The following is a 17,617-nucleotide window of genomic DNA, read 5'->3' as shown; positions in this document are numbered from 1 at the left end:
TTCATTTACTACATTTTACTATTTACAAATTCAATTACTTCCTTTTCAACGCGTAAAGCATTGTTATATATCTTATCAGCTTTAGCTATGATTTCCTGAGCAAAATTTCTGTCTTTTAAATCCTTAGCATTAATTTTCACATTAAAATAGGCACCAATAACTGCAGTTCTTGCACATAACACTCCAACTGCAGCATCAGAAAGTGAACTAGGTAAACCCTCCTTAACCATGGTTTGCATTACTTCCATTGAATTATAGGCTGTTTCCATAACTTGAAATGGAATTTCAGTAGCATATTTTGTAGCAACTTCAATTGCTTGTCTTCTTAGTTCTTTTTCTTCAGCGGTACTCTTTGGCATCCTAAAGCCGTCAATAATTTTACCAAAAGCATTCGTGTCTTCATCTACTAAAAAGAGTAATTTAGTTTTAAATACTTGTCCTTTTTCTGCCCAATCTGAATAATATTTCCATTTATCATCCCAACCCGCTTTATGAGAAGATAAGTTGGCAACCATAGCCCCTAAAGCAGCACCTAATGCACCGGTATATGCGGCAATAGAACCACCACCAGGAGCAACGGATTCACTTGCGGTTATGTCAGCAAAATCAGATAAAGATAAATCAATAAGCTTTTTACTTGCATCTTTATTCAAAACATACTCTATTATCTTTTCCTGTGGGTTAAACGGTTTTAAATCATCTAACCCTAGCGATTTTATAGTGATTTTAATTTTTTCATTTTCAGAAATACCTAGAGAGCGTTGTTGTTTTTCTAGAAAATAATCGGCAGCAGCCAACATTGCTTTAAGTGGAATAAGCCCAACCAATTCAGACCCTGTTACTCTCAATCCTCTTTCCTCGGCATTTTTTGCCGTTTCATCAAAAGCGATGTGCATTGGGGTGATTGAAATATTGGTCAAGTTATATGAAATTTGAGCAATACCATATTCTTCAATATACCAACCAATACCTTTCACCGCTTTTAATTTACCAGGAATACGAACGGGCTCTCCATTATTATCTATTACTTTTTTACCCGTAATCGGATTTCCTTCTCTTTTAATTCTTCCAGCTTCACGCATATCAAATGCGATAGCATTGGCTCTTCTAGTAGATGTTGTGTTTAAGTTGATATTATAGGCAATTAGAAAGTCACGTGCAGAAATTGCTATGGCTCCTGTTTTTGAAACACTGTCATTAAATTCGGCTGGGCCAAAATCAGGTTTCCATTCAGGGTTTATTAATTTTTTAGGTAAGCCTTCATATTCTCCAGCTCTACAATTGGCCAAATTTTTACGTTTATTTTCTTTTGCTGCGGTCTCATAAAAATAACCAGGTATTCCAAGTTCTTTACCCACACGGTCTCCTAATTTATGAGCGTATTTTGCTGTTTCTTCTAATGTAATTCCTGAAATTGGTACTAAAGGGCAAACGTCGGTGGCTCCAAACCTAGGATGTTCGCCTTTTTGATGACGCATATCAATTAATTCTGAAGCTTTTTTAATCAATTTAAATGCAGCTTCAATAACCTGTTCGGGTTCGCCTACAAAAGTAATTACGGTACGGTTTGTGGCTTTTCCAGGATCAATATCTAGTAGTTTTACACCTTTAACCGTCTCTACAATATGTGCTATTGTATTAATTTTTTCGGTATTGCGACCTTCACTAATATTGGGTACGCATTCTATCAATTGTTTTTGCATCTTATTACACTTTACAGGTTATGAATATCAAAGTTATATTTTGTTTTTGAGATATTCCAATATTTAGGATTATAATACTCATTCTTATAACGATAAAAATATTTAAATCAATGAATATAAGTGATTAAAATTCCTTAGTTTTGCGGCGAATTTAAAATAATATAAAATGAAAATAGTGAAATTTTTTACAGTTATATTAATGTCAACTGTACTTTTTTCTTGTAACAGCCAAGGTGTTACAAAAAAGGCATTAAAGACTGAAATTGATTCAGTAAGTTATGCATTAGGGGTAAATATAGCTTCTAGTTTAAAACAAACTTTTGATAATCTTGATACGGATTTAGTATTGCAAGGTTATAGAAATGGAGCTGATTCACTGAATATTTTAATTCCTGCTGCAAAAACTGATAGTATTATTAGAGCTTACATGCAAGGCAAACAAATGGCAGAACAAGAAAAACAACAAGCTGAAGCTTTAGCAAAAGCTGAAAAAGATTTTGCATCAATCAAAGCGGAAGGTGAAAAATTCTTGGCTGAAAATAAAACAAAAGAAGGTGTAAAAACAACTGCTAGCGGTTTGCAATACATTGTTTTAAAAGAAGGTACTGGTGAAAAACCAGGTGCTACTTCTAAGGTAAAAGTTCATTATCATGGAACTTCAATTGACGGAACTGTATTTGATAGTTCTGTAGATAAAGGAGTACCCGCTGAATTTGGAGTTAACCAAGTTATAAAAGGATGGACAGAAGGATTACAGTTAATGCCTGTTGGTTCTAAATTCAAATTCTTTATTCCTCAAGAGTTGGCTTATGGTGCTTTTCCAAGACCTAATGGACCAATTAAACCTTTTTCAACTTTAATTTTTGAAGTTGAAATGTTAGAAATTATTAAGTAATAATAGCAAACAAATAATATATAAAAAAAGGAGCGATGTTTACATCGCTCCTTTTATGTTTTATAAAGTGCTAATTGTTTAATAAAAAAGCCTAGAGTACACAAACGAGCAAAATGAACGTTATTTTCATCATTAGAATAACTGTTCTCGTTAATTCAATTTTGTTTACTCGGTTTATATTATTTTTTTAAATTGTTAGTAGTAGCTTAACCTAACAATAATCCATCAAAACCTATTTTTAATCCTTTTATAAGTATTAGTCGATATAAAGTTTATTTTCTAATTATAGTTTTAAAAACTTATATTAAAATCTAATCTAATTCGGTTTCCAGTTTCTTTGTCATTACCGGTTGGTATAATTTGGTCCACTATAAAATACCTTAATTTTAGATTAATGTTTTTATCAATAGCATATCCACCAGCTATTTCAAGACCTTTAAAATTTGTTAACCTACCATCAGGTGAACCTTGTGAAGAATAATCCCATCTTGCCCAGTCATTTTGTGATAAAAAATCAACAGCAGCATACTTTTCTAAATAAGTATGGGTTAATTGCACTTTCCAGTCCCCTTTTTTTGCTAAATCCCCTATACTTATATTGGATACGAAACCTTGTTTTTCATTTTTAAATTTTTGAGGAATTGAGTCTTTATTATTATAATTCTGAGTATTATAATAATAATCAATGCCAGCTATAACTTTAGGTTGATTGATTAATTTTATAGATGCACCAACATGGGCTATAGAATAATCTAATACATAGGTTTCATTACCATCAGGGATATTAGGCATTTTATTAAAACTATAATAAGAAGGGAATATTTTAATTCTGTTTTTCCAATGTGTGGTAACGAGTTGTACTCCTTGAAAGTAACTATCCGACTCTAGAGATTTACCTTGGGTTGTCACAATAAAATGACCTGTATTTATTTGTAAAGATGTTAAAAATTTATTTTCAAAATTAAATTTACCTGATAATGCAACACCTTCTGGAAAAACATTATCGCTCCAAAACAGTTCATTTTGCTTTTCAAAAGGAAAAGCATTTTTACCAACCCAGGCAGAAAACCATTTATAGTTGAATTTGGCATAAATTTTTTCAATAGCAATTGGTAAAGTACCGAATTCTTTAAAACCATCACCTAATGTCAATTGAGGATCCTGCTGCTTTTTGGGGTCACCTGTTCTTATTCTAATTCCTGATGATAGCCAATCATTATATGTATAGGAAACCCCAAAACGTGCTCTATAACGCAGACGCGTTCGATCATCGCGATAAACACCTGAAGAATTGAGAGATTTCCAATCCTGCTCTATTCTAAATCTAAAATCTCCCATAAATGAAAGTTTTTTTATAGTATCATTACTTTGGGCTGATAAAAATACGGGAAGTAGTACTAGGAGTAAAAAGTATAATGTTTTTTTCAAGATGAGAATTGTTATATGATAATAAATTGGTTTGATTTAAAAACGAAATTAGCAATATTTTAGTAAAAATCAATTGATTTTTACCTAGAGTTAATAATTAAATATCAACCATAATCATGGAGAAGAAAGCCATACTTGGTAATGCTTTTATAACTAATTAAATTTACTTTTTATTTTCATCAAAATCAACTAAAAGTCCGTTATGAATCCATTCGGCTAAGGCTTCTCTGTTTTTATAATTAAGAATTCGTTTTTGATCTTTTTTATTTTTGATATTGCCCAATTCAATATATACCATGGCAGGTAATGTGCTTTTTATTAAATATAACCCCCTAGTGCTTACTGAACCATCGTATATTCTATTTGGTTGATGTTCGTTATATTTATCTCTAAAAGAATTATGGATATTTTCGGCTAATTTTTTTCCACTTTTACTTTTACTGTCGTGATAGAAAAAAACATCAATATTTTTATTCTTATTTCTGCTGTCAACATGTGTAACAATTAATCTTTGGTAAGCACCTTTATGTTTTAAAAATAAATTATTTACTGCTTTTGTTCGTTGTCGTAATCGCAATTTCTGGCTTAAAGGAATTGGGTTTTCGGGGTAACAAAACTCATCATGATCTACTTCTAATATTTTATCATCACGAATTCCGTCATTTTTATCTTTAATAATTAGATAAACCTTTGCTCCATTAGATATGAGCATATGAGCTAATCGTAAAGTTACATCATATGCATATTCATCTTCAGAAATAAGCGTACCATTATAGTTCTCCATAGCACCGGGATCAGGACCGCCATGTCCAGAAATTAAATAGTAAATAGCACCTTTTAATTTTTTATTTTCTATAACAATAGGATTGTAGTTTTTACCAAAAATAGGATCGTAAATTTTCTCTAGTGATACAATGGTGTCAATTGTTTCTGAAATCGTTTCAGGAGGAACAGAATCAGATATTTTAGGTATTTTTATAGCAGCAATACTGTCTTTTTGAGTTAATGGAAGGATGTAGGTTTTCCCTATAAGCAAACCATTATTTGTTCTTAAGTTTTTTTTATTTAATTCTATAAATTCTTTAAGATACTTTGTCGGTTCTAAACCATTTTTTCTAAGGATAGAATAAACGCCATCACCGTTAACAGCTATCACCGTTTTATGTGATGTTTGAGCAATAACAAAAATGTTTATACCAAGGAAAAAGAGCAAGCAGAATATTTTTCTAAGCATTTATTAATTACTTTTTTTGAATTATTTAAAACCATATGCTATTCTCATTTTTAGAAATAGCCATATTGAAAATCATTATAATAGTAGGCGAAATTAATAATTTTTATAGAACCATCAATAGATTCAACGATAGAGGTTTCAAAATTAAATATTAATTGAATTAAACAAAGCTCTTCTATGTAACAAAAAGTCTAAACCAGTTCTATATTTGTTTTCCATCAATGAAAACCATGTCAATCAGATTACTACCAAAAGCATAAGGTAGAAAGCCATAGGAAGAAATTTCTTTAGTGATTATTATGTTTGCTTTTTTGCCTTTGGTAATACTACCGTGTGTGTCTGAGATATTCATTGCATAGGCTGCGTTAATAGTAGCTGCATTAATGGCTTCTTCAGGTGTCATTTTCATTTTAATACAAGCGGTACTAATAACAAAATTCATATTGCCACTAGGCGTAGAGCCTGGGTTGTAATCAGTTGCTAAGGCTAATGACAATCCCGAATCAATCATTTCTCTTGCAGGTGCATAAGGAATGCCAAGAAAGTAAGAGCAGGAGGGAAGTGCCACAGGCATTGTAGTACTGTTTTTTAAGGTTTGAATATCTTCTGTTGTCATAACTTCAAGATGATCAACGGAAAGTGCGTTGTATTTAACACCTAACTGAATGCCCCCAATGCTGTTAAATTGATTCACATGTATTTTAGGAATTAATCCATAAGTTTTGCCGGCAACAATGATTCTCTCTGTTTGATCAATAGAAAAATATCCTTTTTCGCAAAAGACATCAATAAATTCGGCTAAGTTTTCTGACGCTATTTTAGGTAACATTTTATTGATTATTAAATCCACATAACCTTCTTCATTATTTTTGAATTCAGAAGGAAACGCATGAGCACCCAAAAAAGTGGCCTTTATGGTTATTGGATAATTTTCCGCTAACTTTTTGATAACTCGTAATATTTTAAGCTCAGCCTCTGTTGTTAAACCATATCCCGATTTTATTTCAACAGCACCAGTGCCCAATGCCATAACTTCTTCTAAGCGTTTAGCAGATTGCTTATGTAAATCATCTTCACTAGTTTGCTGTAATTTCTTTGCTGAATTTAAAATACCTCCTCCTTTTGCAGCAATCTCCTCATAGGTTAATCCGTTAATTCTGTCAACGAATTCACCTTCTCTATTTCCGGCATAAACAATATGTGTATGACTATCGCACCAAGTGGGAAGTACCATTTTTCCTTGGGCATTAATTACTTCATTTACTGGAATTTTATAAAGATCATCCATTTTACCAAAATCCTTAATTAAACCATCATCTATCAATAAGAATGCATTTTTAAGGGTAGGTAATGTTTTCATTTCAGAACCAGAAACCCTGCTCACTGAACCATCTCTAATTTGCAGCAATTCTTTAATATTCGTAATAAGTGTAGGCATAATTGGCTATCTTTACCGTAAAGATAACGAAATATGTTAGAATTAAGTAAGAGTGAATATGCTTCATTTTTTCAGCCATATGTTGATATTTTGGGAGAAAATTCAAAAGGTGTCATTAACAATTTAGAAGATTCTTTAAATAGAGCATTACTTGTTTTGGAAAATATATCAGAACCAAAACAATCCTATCGATATGAAGAAGGTAAATGGACAATAAAAGAGTTGGTTCAGCACATAATTGATTCTGAACGTGTTTTTGGTTATAGAGCTTTAACTTTTAGTAGAAATGATACTACACTTTTACCAGGGTTTGATGAGAATGATTTTGTTAAGTATTCAAATGCTAATGATAGATCTTACGGAGAAATGTTAGAAGAATTAAAGGTAGTAAGATTATCTACTATTTTACTTTTCACAAGTTTTGATGCTTCTGATTTTATAAATGTAGGAGTAGCAAGTGGTAAATCGATGTCAGTCAAAGCCTTAGGCTATATCGTATCAGGGCATTTATTACATCATTTAAAAATCATTGAAGAAAGATATTTAATTTAATGTTCTTTTGAAGTAATGAAAATGTAATAATTAGGCTTTTGTTTACGTTATTTAATAAAAATACGCTAGACATGAATAAAAACTTCGACTCTGAAAGTGACGAATCTTTACGTCCCAAAAAAAATAGAAAAAAGAATATTAAACCTTACAAAAAAGATAAATATACATTATCAAAATTGATAGAGTATGAAAATTATCTAAATACTATTGAATTATTTAGTAAAGGAAATAACAATTTAGATTTTCAGTAATTATTCTTATATTTGAGTATAGACTTATCTTGACTTTTTTTAATAAGAAAAGTTAAGATGGGTTTAATATCTTAATCTTAGAATTATGAAAAATATACTTATTATTTTCTGTTTATTATTTTCGATTTCAATTTTTTCGCAAGTAAAAAAAGTTGTAAAGGAAGATAATTCTGTACCTACAAGTATTTTTGCAGCTAACTCGCTGATTTATCAAACAGATAAAGAGAGTATGGCTTCTTTAAATTTGAATTATCTTAACCTTTGGATTATGGATTTTAGTGATGATTCTTCCTTTTCTAATGCAAATAGAATTAAATTAGATTTAAGAAATTTTGGAAGGCACATTACCTATGAGGATTTGTCTGACAACTTTAGGAGAACTGAATTTAACAATTATAATGTTTCTGTAAACAGCGATCATTTTATATGGTCTATGTGGGATACCAGAATACAAAAGCAATGGCAACAACAATTAGAAAAAGCTAAAAATTAATACGCCGTTTTATCTTCTTTTTCTGTCCATTTGTTAAAAGCTTCTAAAGCAGTAGTTCGAGCTACTTGTTGAAAAGGAATACTACGTTTATCAAAAGCTAAATCAATTTCTTTATAAATAAAGGCATCATCAAACCCTATATTGGCAGCATCAGTTTGACTACAACCAAAATATACTTTATCTGGTCTAGCCCAATATATTGCACCTAAGCACATAGGACAAGGTTCGCATGATGTGTAAATAATACAACCTTCTAATTGAAAAGAATTTAAATGTTTACAAGCATCTCTAATAGCCGTAACTTCAGCATGTGCTGTAGGGTCATTATTCGAAGTTACTTTGTTATTTCCTCTTCCAATTATTTTATTATCTTTAACAATAACACAGCCAAAAGGACCTCCTTCATTAGCGTTCATTCCTTTTATAGCTAATTGAATAGCTTCACTCATGTAAAGTTCATGGTCAGGCAATTTTTTAGTATCTGATTGAGCTTTCTCAGCTTCACCAGGGAATTTTTTATTGAAATTATTACACATTATAATCTAATTTGAGATAAAAAATGAGACATAAGAAATGTTTACAATCTCATGTCTCAAGTTTAATATTTAATTAAAGTCCACTAGTCATTTCCTCAGGTTTTACCCATTCGTCATATTGCTCAGGAGTTACATAACCTAAACGAACAGCTTCTTCTTTTAAAGTTGTTCCATTTTTGTGAGCTGTATTGGCAATTTCAGCAGCTTTATAATAACCTATTTTAGTATTTAAAGCAGTAACTAACATTAATGAGTTATCTACTAATTCTTTAATTCTAGGTCTATTTGGTTCTATACCTTTTGCACAATTTTCATCAAATGAAGCACAAGCATCGCCTAATAATCTTGCAGATTGTAATACATTGCTCGCCATAACTGGTTTAAAAACATTCAATTCATAATTTCCTTGCATACCACCAACGGTTACTGCAACATCATTACCAATAACCTGAGCACAAACCATTGTTAACGCTTCAGCTTGGGTTGGGTTTACTTTTCCTGGCATTATAGAACTTCCAGGTTCGTTTGCCGGAATTATTAATTCGCCAATACCTGAACGTGGTCCAGAAGCCATTAATCTAATGTCATTAGCAATTTTGTTTAATGATACGGCTAATTGTTTTAAAGCTCCGTGTGATTCTACTAAGGCATCATGTGCAGCTAATGCTTCAAATTTATTTTCAGCAGTTATAAAAGGTAGCTCAGTAAATTCAGCTATTTTTTTTGCTACTAAAACATCATATCCTTTTGGAGTATTTAATCCTGTTCCTACAGCTGTACCACCAAGAGCAAGTTCTGAAAGGTGAGCTAACGTGTTTTTAAGAGCTTTTAAACCATGATCGAGTTGAGAAACATATCCTGAAATTTCTTGGCCAACAGTTAAAGGCGTAGCATCCATTAAGTGGGTTCTACCAATTTTAACAACATCCGAAAAGTCTTTAGCTTTTTTATCTAAGGTATTTCTTAATTGTTCTATACCAGGAATGGTGGTTTCAACAATCATTTTATAACAAGCAATATGCATACCTGTTGGAAAAGTATCATTAGAGGATTGCGATTTGTTTACATCGTCATTCGGTTGAATTGTTTTTTCACCTTCACCAATTTTTTTACCAGCAATTTCATGAGCCCGGTTCGCAATAACTTCATTCACATTCATATTGCTTTGTGTACCTGAACCTGTTTGCCATATTACTAATGGAAATTGATCATCTAATTTGCCTTCTAAAATTTCATCACATACTTTAGAGATTAAATCACGTTTTTCTTCAGTCAATACACCCAAATCGAAATTTGCATGAGCGGCTGCTTTTTTAAGGTAGGCAAAACCGTAAACTATTTCTAAGGGCATAGAAGCTGAAGGCCCTATTTTAAAGTTGTTTCTTGAACGTTCTGTTTGTGCTCCCCAATATTTTTCAGCAGGTACTTTTACCTCGCCCATCGTATCTTTTTCTATTCTGTATTCCATTGTAAATAATATTTAAATGCTTTGATATTTTGTATTGTTTATCAAAAACAAAGTTACAAAATATGTACTTCATAAGCATAAAAAAAAGCCAGCATTTGCTGACCTTTTTTTATAATTAATTTTAAATTTTATCCTCCAAAACCTTCACCTTCATCATTGTCCATTCCACCTTGACGCTCTTGTTTTTTCTTTTTCTGATTGAAACGATAAGTGAATGCTAGATTAAAACTACGTTGTCTCCATTGGAATTCACTGTCACTATTAAAAGTAGGTGTAAATGACTCCATAGAGCGTTTACGTGTATTGAATACATCACTTATATTAAAGGTAATGGAAGCCTTTTCCTTTAAGATGTCTTTACTAAAGGCCAAGTCTGTTGAAAACATGCCTTTACGCTTGTTTTGAGCATCTTCACTAGGCCCCATATAAAATAAACGTGTTTGCCAATCTATATTTGCTGGTAAAGTTACTTTATTATTAAATCTGATAAACCAACTTAAATTTTCAGCTCCATAATCAACACCGTTATAGTCTCCAATAGTTTCAGAACTGAAAAGATTAAAATTTCCATTCATGTTCCATTTATTCGTAGGTCTATACGTAACTGTAAATTCTAATCCAAATCTGTTATTGGTTGCTAAGTTTATAGGTGTACGTCTAATAATTGGTATATCAGTACCACCAACAACAGCCGTTTCACCAGTATCCTCGCTAATAAATGTAAATACATCAGTTGCTTTTTGATAATAGATAGACGAATTTAATGTCAATTTTCCAAATCTATTTAAATAACCAAGGTCAACGGTGTTAGAGTAACTTGGTTTTACATCGGGATTTCCTTGAAATAAGTTTGTAGCACTACTTCTTGAAGGAAAAGGATTGATATATCTAGATCTTGGTCTTCTTATACGTCGGTTATATCCAAAAGTTATACTCTGTTTTTCGTTGAGTTCATATCCTAAATTTACGGTAGGAAAAAAGCCAGAATAATTTTGATTTGCATAATTTTGGTTTGCTCTTTGCTCAATAGTAACATCAGTCGTTTCGAAACGTAAACCAAGTAAATAGGAAAATTTATCTTTTAATTTACTCCCAAATTGGGTGTATAAAGCATTTACGTTTTCTTTATAAATTAGGTTATTACTTACATCACCATTAATGCCAGACACACCAAATTTGTCAATGGTATCTAATCTGTAATCAGTATCTAAGTTGTTAAATTCACCGCGATAACCAAATTCAAACTGGCTTTTTTCGCCAATTGGTAAAACATAATCCGTTTTAATTAAAATTTCTTTTTGAGTTTCGTAAGTACGTACTTTCTCGGCGTCTTCGCCATCTTCACTAATAAGTGAGTTTTCGTCTTCTGTGGCATTTGAATATTGAAAATCGGCAGTTAATTTATGTCCATCAGTTTTAAAATCTTTATTAAAATTTAATGAAAATTCAGTTGTCTTGTCAATATCATTTTCTGGATCAAAACGCAAAGATTCATTTAGTAGAGCTCCATTTACGTCATATTCCTTAATTTTATTTGTTGTTTCGCTATCATTATCTCTGTTACCTAAAAGTACCGCTGCGGTTAATGACGCAGATTCCGTTAGGTAATACTCAACCCCAAAATTAGTATTAAAACTATTTCCTTTTCTTTCGGTATCTCTAATTTCATTTAAAAAAGTATCTGGGTTATCAGCAATAAAATTACCATCATCATCATATTCTTTATTAAAATATTGTGATTCAGTTGTAGATAAACCTGGAGATTCTCTATAACTATAACTTGTGGTATTAAAAAAGTTAAAGTCGCCTGTTCTATAATTAATATTTCCAGAAATTCCAGCTTGGTAAGGATAACCAACATTGGTAGTTATAGAGCCGTTAAGTCCTTGTAATTTACTTCTACGTAAAATAATATTTAATATACCACCAGTACCTTCCGCATTGTATCTCGCAGATGGAGAAGTAATAACTTCAACTTTTTCAATAGCGTCTGCTGGTAATTGACGTAAGGCATCGGTTGAGTTTAATCCAACCAAACCAGAAGGTTTTCCATTAATCAATATGGTTACATTATCATTTCCACGCAAAGCGACATTACCTTCAACATCAACGGAAACTGAAGGTACATTATCTAAAACATCACTTACGGTACCTCCTCTAACGGTTAAGTCTTTACCTACATTATATATTTTTTTATCTAATTTAATTTCTACAGTAGTTTTTTCAGCAATGAGTTCAACTTCATCTAAGGCCTTACTGTCAGCACTTAATATGATTTTACCCAAATTTAAATTGTTATTAACTACTTTTTTTGGAAGACTATATGATTTGAAAGAAATAAATTCTACAGATATGTTATAGGTTCCTTTTTTTGCTTCTACATTAAAATTACCATTCTCATCAGTTAAACCTCCAGTTACTTGATCGCCATTTGTTGGTCTTAATACAATAGTGGCATATTCTAAAGGTTGATTAGTATCTTGATCAATAACTGTACCCGATATTTCAACTTTTTGCTGAGCATTTAGGGTAAAAGCAATACTGGTTAATATAAAAAGTGATAAAATATTTTTTAATTTTTGCATAATTATAAATTGATACTTTTTTATGGGTTGAATTACGTTTGCTAAATTTTGACAAAAATAGATACTTAATTTTGGAGTTCATATGAATTACTGTTAACGATTGTTAAGATAAAAATGAAGTTGTGAAATACAGCTTTAGTGATATAATGTGTTGTTATTCAGTGTTTAAAGATAGATTTCAGGAATAGTTTCTTTGTTAAATAAAAGTTAAAAACGAAGCTTTTAGGAATAAGAGAATAATTGGAATCCTTTTTTCATATAAAAAATTGCCAAGTATTTTTAGAATGTGAAAAATATATATTATTTTTGACGAAATATTAAATAAATAGAAGGCAATATGGAATTTCAACAATTTATAGGATTTTTAATTTTTCTAGGAGTATTTACTATGGGATTTTGGTTGTTGATATTTTCTTTAACCTTTATTGTACCTTATTGGCTTTTTGGAACCATTATGGAAAATATAAAGTTAAAGCGTGAGGCTAAAAAGAATAAAAAATAAATTTAGTTATAAATAATTTATAAAAAGGGGTTGATTTTTTCAACCCCTTTTTACATTTTTAAATCTTGTTTATCTTCTAATTCATCTTTCTTTACCTCTTTACTTCTGTCTTTTTTACTCTTACCATTTTGTTTAAATTGGTAAGTAAATGCTAAAGAAAATTGTTGGTTAAGTCTTAAACTTCTTAATGTATTGCTATTTGCTTCTAAAGTACGTGTTGTAAAAGCCTTCGTTTTAAAGGCATCTATAACTTTAAAAGTAAGCATTCCTTTCTTTTTTAAAAGCGAAGTACTAACAGTAAAATTTGTAAAGCTGACCGTTTTGTATTTTGCCAAGCCATTTATCATTGGTGATTGATAATAATGTTGTACTCCAAAACGGAGACCATTGTTTAAGGTAATCAATGCTGAAGCTTCAGCATACCAAACGGTATTAGAGATATTATAGTCCTCGTCTAAGGCTTTTGTAGTTTCTTCTCTGTAAGGACTAACATACGTGTTAAATCTCAATCCTTTAAAAGGAGTGTAAGTAATATCTAAATCAACGCCTACACTTAGTTTATTTCCACTATTAATGGGTAGCCTTTTAAAAGTTTCTAAACCTTCAGCATTTTGCCCTGCACTTTGTAAGACAGTTAAAAATTGCTTTTCAGCGTAAGTAGCATATAATGATAAGGTTATCAATAATTTTTCAAAACTCATATCATATAACAGTTCAAGGAAGTTAGTGTAATAAGGATCTAAATATGGATTTCCAACCGACTGATAACGCTCGTCAATTAATGAGATAAACGGATTCACTTGATAAATTTCGGGTCTATTTATAGATCTACTATAGTTTAAGGAGAGATAACTTTCGTTTTCAAATTCGTAACCAAATGATGCCGATGGAAAAAAATCAGTATAATTTTTAGTATTCTTATTACTAGTTTTAGTTCCAATGGAAACATCGGAATATTCAGATCGTAAACCTAATGCATAAGAAAAACTTCCGTGGGTTGCTGTATATTGAGCAAACAAGGCATGTACTTTTTCGTCATAATTTACTAAATCAGTAAATCCACTAATCGTTTCGTAATTACTACTATTTGCGTTTAACTCAGAGACGTTATAATTGTTTTTATAGAATCGTAATGTACTTTTATAACCTAGTTCTAAGATTTTATCTTCAGTAAAAGGTAAGGTGTAATCTAACTGAAATAAATAGTCATTTAAATCCTGATCTTTTAATACAATTTGTTGATTGTTTTCTAAATTAGGTATAAAAGTATTTTCTAATATATCAGCCGTATTATCAGAAATGGTAGAACTATATTTAAAATCAAAAGACAGTTTCTCTCCTTTATTGTTCAGTTTGTTGGTATAATTAAAAAGGCCTTCTAGTTTAGTAATATCATCGCGGTCATTTACATTTCTCTTGGTCGATTGTTTTATTATTTTCTCAGAATCAAAATCGTCCAAACTTAAATCGGAATTATAATCCTTATTATGGTTGTTGTATAAGAGTGAAACAGTTAAACTATTCTTATTGTTTAAATAAAAATCGCTTCCTATGGTAAATAAAAAACTATTCCGTTGATTTTCGTCTAATCTTTTCTGTTCAAAAAAACCTAAAACATTTTCGGAAGTATCAAAATAAGTTTGGTCTATATCGGTATGTAATATTTTTTTCTCATTATTAAAACTAAGGGTGCTAAACAAATTTACATGATCAGTACTTTTATTCAAAAATATGGACCCACCATTATTATCAGGTATTCCGCCATGAATATCAAAAGAGCCACTAAATCCTTGACCTTTTCTTTTTTTAGTGATTATATTTAGAATTCCGCCACCGCCTTCAGCACTATATTTTGCTGAACGTGTAATAATTTCAACTCTGTCTATATTATTTGAGGGCATTGCACTCAAAACATCAGATCCATTCCCTAAGCCAAAAAGAGGTTTCCCATCAATTAATAGTGTCGCAGAAGCACCTCTCATATTTACATTTCCATCTTGGTCAACAGTTACTGATGGAGTATTGTTTAATACATCTAATCCATTTCCTCCATTATTAGAGACATCTTGTGATGATCTATATATCTTTTTGTCTATTTGAAATTCCGTAAGACGCTGTTGTCCCTTAATTTCTACTTCGTTCAACGTTTCAGTGTTGTAAAACAATACAATGGTACCAAGGTCAATTGATTCAGTTACATTCTTGTTTTTTATAATATAAGGGTCAAAAGATATAAATTCAGCTTTTATTAGGTAATTATCTGGTAGAATATCAATCGTAAAATTTCCTTTTTTGTTGGTAGTGGTGCCTAATAAAGTAGAATCCTTTTTAAAAGAAATAGTCGCAAATTCTATCGGATTACTCGTGGCTGCGTCAATTACTTTGCCCGTAATCGTTATCTTTTCCATAGGCTCTTGGCCTAAAGCAGATAATGAAAACGTGATACACAGAAGTAATAAGATTGATTTTTTCAATGCAATTTCCTTTACTTACAAAGTTAAGGCATTAACATAAAATAAAAAATAGTGGTTTTTGGGTAGTTTATTTTAAAGAAATTTATTTTAATAAAGTGGTAATGTTTTCAGGTGGTCTACCTATTACAGCTTTATCACCTTTAACTACAATTGGTCTTTCAATTAGTTTTGGGTGTGCTGACATCGCTTTAATAATTTCAGTATCAGAAAGGTCTTTCCCTTTATAGTTTTCTTTCCAAATGGCTTCATTTTTCCGAACCAATTGAATAGGTGAAAAGTCTAATTTTTTTAATAAATCTTTAATTTCTGCTTCAGAAAGTGGATTTTTAATATAATCAACCACCTCAAAATCTTGTTTTGAATTTTTTAAAATCTCTAGTCCACATCTACTTTTACTGCATCGATTGTTATGGTAAATCTTCATCTCTTCGTTTTATTTTGAAGTGCTAAACTATAAAAAACTAAGATAACATCATATCTTTGCAATCTTAAAATTTATAAATGATAATTACTGATACGCATACCCATTTATATTCTGATCAATTTAAAGATGATCGAGATGAAATGATTCAAAGAGCTTTAGATGCAGGGGTTTCTCGTTTTTTTATACCTGCAATTGATTCAACTTATAATGATGTCATGTTTCAATTGGAACATGATTTTCCTAAAAATGTCTTTCTGATGATGGGGTTGCACCCCACAAGTGTGAAAGAAAATTATAAAGAGGAGTTGCTATTGGTTAAAGATTGGATTGATAAGCGTAATTTTTATGCCATCGGAGAAATAGGAATAGACTTGTATTGGGATAAATCATTTTTACAACAACAGCAAGATGCCTTTAAGACTCAAATAGAATGGGCAAAACAAAAAGAATTACCAATAGTAATTCATTGTAGAGATGCTTTTGATGAAATTTTTGAAATATTAGAAGAGGTAAATGATGATAAATTACGAGGAATTTTTCATTGTTTTTCAGGAAATATAGAACAAGCTCATAGAGCTATTTCTTACAATATGAAATTAGGTATTGGAGGTGTTGTAACTTTTAAGAATGGTAAAATAGATCAATTTTTAAATCAAATTAACTTAAAACATATTGTCTTAGAAACAGATTCACCCTATTTGGCACCAACTCCGTATCGTGGAAAACGGAACGAAAGTAGTTACATTATAAATGTTTTGGAAAAACTGGTAACTATTTATAACTTGAGCCCTGAAGCAATTGCTAAAATCACTACAAAAAATTCAGAAAACGTATTTGGAATTTGAAAGCATAACATATTATAAAACGCCTATAGGAATGGCCAGAATTGTTGGAGACAGTCATGGTATATCATCTATTACCGTTATTGATGGCAATGAAAAAAGTTCGACTAAAATTCCTAAATGTCTTCAAGATTGTGTGCAGCAGTTAGATGAATATTTTTTAAAGAAAAGGAATTCATTTAGTTTGAAATTGAATCCACAAGGAACAGAATTTCAAAAACAAGTTTGGCAAAGTTTACAACAAATTCCATACGGAACAACGCGGTCTTATCAAAAACAAAGTGAAGCGTTAGGTGATGTTAAAGCAATTAGAGCAGTAGCTTCCGCTAATGGGAAAAATCCACTGTGGATTGTTATCCCTTGTCATCGTGTAATTGGTTCTGATGGTTCACTTACAGGCTATGCAGGTGGTTTATGGAGGAAACGTTGGCTATTAGAGCATGAAAATCCACCAGAACAACAGTCATTGTTTTAAAGTACAAAATGCGAGGTGAGAAAATCTGGAAGAAAAGAGGAATCATAAAATTAAATGACATTTCAACCCCGAAGCGTCTGGAGAGTAATCTTATCAATAGAAATACCACTTTTAAAAAGATTCTTCAATACGCTTTGCTCCACTCTGAATGACAAATCAAATTAGTGTTCTTTCCTTATAAATGGAGTAAATGAAATACTACTTTGAATAAAGTCCCCTTTAGGGTTATCGAATTGAAAATGTATTTTCAGTGAAGATACCGAGCATAGCTCACTAGGGGTGTTTTATTATTCCGTTTATTCTTAATATCAATCCTT

Annotated in this window: 16 protein-coding genes; 7 read left to right on the top strand and 9 right to left on the bottom strand. The window is 31.1% G+C overall.

Annotated features, from left to right (window positions below; translation table 11 throughout):
• Positions 1–8: 8 nt before the first annotated feature.
• Entirely contained in the window at positions 9–1,703 is a 1,695-nt protein-coding gene (gene ftcD, locus D3P13_RS14490) for a glutamate formimidoyltransferase (RefSeq protein ID WP_117883591.1), read from the bottom strand.
• Between the two features lie 166 nt (positions 1,704–1,869).
• Between ftcD and D3P13_RS14485 the strand changes: the two genes are divergently transcribed.
• Entirely contained in the window at positions 1,870–2,598 is a 729-nt protein-coding gene (locus tag D3P13_RS14485; RefSeq protein WP_117883590.1) for an FKBP-type peptidyl-prolyl cis-trans isomerase, read from the top strand.
• Between the two features lie 291 nt (positions 2,599–2,889).
• Here the strand turns inward: D3P13_RS14485 and D3P13_RS14480 are convergent, their stop codons facing one another.
• The 3 genes from D3P13_RS14480 to hutI form a co-directional block, all read right to left on the bottom strand.
• Positions 2,890–4,026, bottom strand: coding sequence for a putative porin (locus tag D3P13_RS14480; RefSeq protein ID WP_117883589.1), 1,137 nt, complete (start codon positions 4,024–4,026; stop codon positions 2,890–2,892).
• Positions 4,027–4,189: 163 nt separating this feature from the next.
• Positions 4,190–5,260, bottom strand: coding sequence for an N-acetylmuramoyl-L-alanine amidase family protein (locus tag D3P13_RS14475; protein WP_117883588.1), 1,071 nt, complete (start codon positions 5,258–5,260; stop codon positions 4,190–4,192).
• A gap of 202 nt (positions 5,261–5,462) precedes the next feature.
• The gene (gene hutI, locus D3P13_RS14470) at positions 5,463–6,698 is read right to left on the bottom strand and encodes an imidazolonepropionase (RefSeq protein WP_117883587.1); all 1,236 of its coding nucleotides are present in this window, start codon (positions 6,696–6,698) and stop codon (positions 5,463–5,465) included.
• Between the two features lie 33 nt (positions 6,699–6,731).
• Between hutI and D3P13_RS14465 the strand changes: the two genes are divergently transcribed.
• From D3P13_RS14465 to D3P13_RS14455, 3 genes are all read left to right on the top strand, one after another.
• On the top strand, positions 6,732–7,250 hold the full coding sequence (locus tag D3P13_RS14465; protein ID WP_117883586.1) for a DinB family protein: 519 nt from the start codon (positions 6,732–6,734) through the stop codon (positions 7,248–7,250).
• Positions 7,251–7,321: 71 nt separating this feature from the next.
• Positions 7,322–7,501 carry a hypothetical protein gene (locus D3P13_RS14460; RefSeq protein WP_117883585.1) on the top strand — a complete coding sequence of 60 codons (180 nt, stop codon included), beginning with the start codon at positions 7,322–7,324 and terminating at the stop codon, positions 7,499–7,501.
• An 85-nt stretch (positions 7,502–7,586) separates the two neighbouring features.
• Entirely contained in the window at positions 7,587–7,994 is a 408-nt protein-coding gene (locus tag D3P13_RS14455) for a hypothetical protein (RefSeq protein ID WP_117883584.1), read from the top strand.
• Here D3P13_RS14455 and D3P13_RS14450 read toward each other — a convergent pair.
• The 3 genes from D3P13_RS14450 to D3P13_RS14440 all read right to left on the bottom strand — a co-directional run bounded on the left by D3P13_RS14450 (position 7,991) and on the right by D3P13_RS14440 (position 12,583).
• Positions 7,991–8,530 carry a nucleoside deaminase gene (locus D3P13_RS14450; protein WP_198680035.1) on the bottom strand — a complete coding sequence of 180 codons (540 nt, stop codon included), beginning with the start codon at positions 8,528–8,530 and terminating at the stop codon, positions 7,991–7,993. The genes D3P13_RS14455 and D3P13_RS14450 overlap by 4 nt on opposite strands.
• 73 nt (positions 8,531–8,603) lie before the next feature.
• Positions 8,604–9,998, bottom strand: coding sequence for a class II fumarate hydratase (fumC, locus tag D3P13_RS14445; protein WP_117883583.1), 1,395 nt, complete (start codon positions 9,996–9,998; stop codon positions 8,604–8,606).
• Positions 9,999–10,126: 128 nt separating this feature from the next.
• Positions 10,127–12,583 carry an outer membrane beta-barrel family protein gene (locus tag D3P13_RS14440; RefSeq protein ID WP_117883582.1) on the bottom strand — a complete coding sequence of 819 codons (2,457 nt, stop codon included), beginning with the start codon at positions 12,581–12,583 and terminating at the stop codon, positions 10,127–10,129.
• A gap of 337 nt (positions 12,584–12,920) precedes the next feature.
• Here D3P13_RS14440 and D3P13_RS22100 point away from each other — a divergent pair, with 337 nt between their 5' ends.
• Positions 12,921–13,085, top strand: coding sequence for a hypothetical protein (locus tag D3P13_RS22100; RefSeq protein WP_175418937.1), 165 nt, complete (start codon positions 12,921–12,923; stop codon positions 13,083–13,085).
• 50 nt (positions 13,086–13,135) lie between these two features.
• Here the strand turns inward: D3P13_RS22100 and D3P13_RS14435 are convergent, their stop codons facing one another.
• A complete protein-coding gene (locus D3P13_RS14435; protein WP_232829203.1) occupies positions 13,136–15,559 on the bottom strand; it encodes a TonB-dependent receptor domain-containing protein in 2,424 nt (807 codons plus the stop codon).
• A gap of 82 nt (positions 15,560–15,641) precedes the next feature.
• On the bottom strand, positions 15,642–15,983 hold the full coding sequence (arsC, locus tag D3P13_RS14430) for an arsenate reductase (glutaredoxin) (RefSeq protein ID WP_117883580.1): 342 nt from the start codon (positions 15,981–15,983) through the stop codon (positions 15,642–15,644).
• A gap of 77 nt (positions 15,984–16,060) precedes the next feature.
• Here arsC and D3P13_RS14425 point away from each other — a divergent pair, with 77 nt between their 5' ends.
• Positions 16,061–16,828: a TatD family hydrolase gene (locus D3P13_RS14425; protein WP_198680034.1), complete on the top strand. Its 768-nt coding sequence runs from the start codon at positions 16,061–16,063 to the stop codon at positions 16,826–16,828.
• Entirely contained in the window at positions 16,818–17,300 is a 483-nt protein-coding gene (locus D3P13_RS14420) for a methylated-DNA--[protein]-cysteine S-methyltransferase (RefSeq protein WP_394336467.1), read from the top strand. The genes D3P13_RS14425 and D3P13_RS14420 overlap by 11 nt, the downstream gene beginning before the upstream one ends.
• Positions 17,301–17,617: the final 317 nt, after the last annotated feature.

This window comes from Aureibaculum luteum, assembly GCF_003449015.1.
GTDB classification, from domain to species: domain Bacteria; phylum Bacteroidota; class Bacteroidia; order Flavobacteriales; family Flavobacteriaceae; genus Aureibaculum; species Aureibaculum luteum.
Note: the sequence above shows the minus strand (reverse complement) of the source record. Positions and strands in the feature narration are given on the sequence as shown.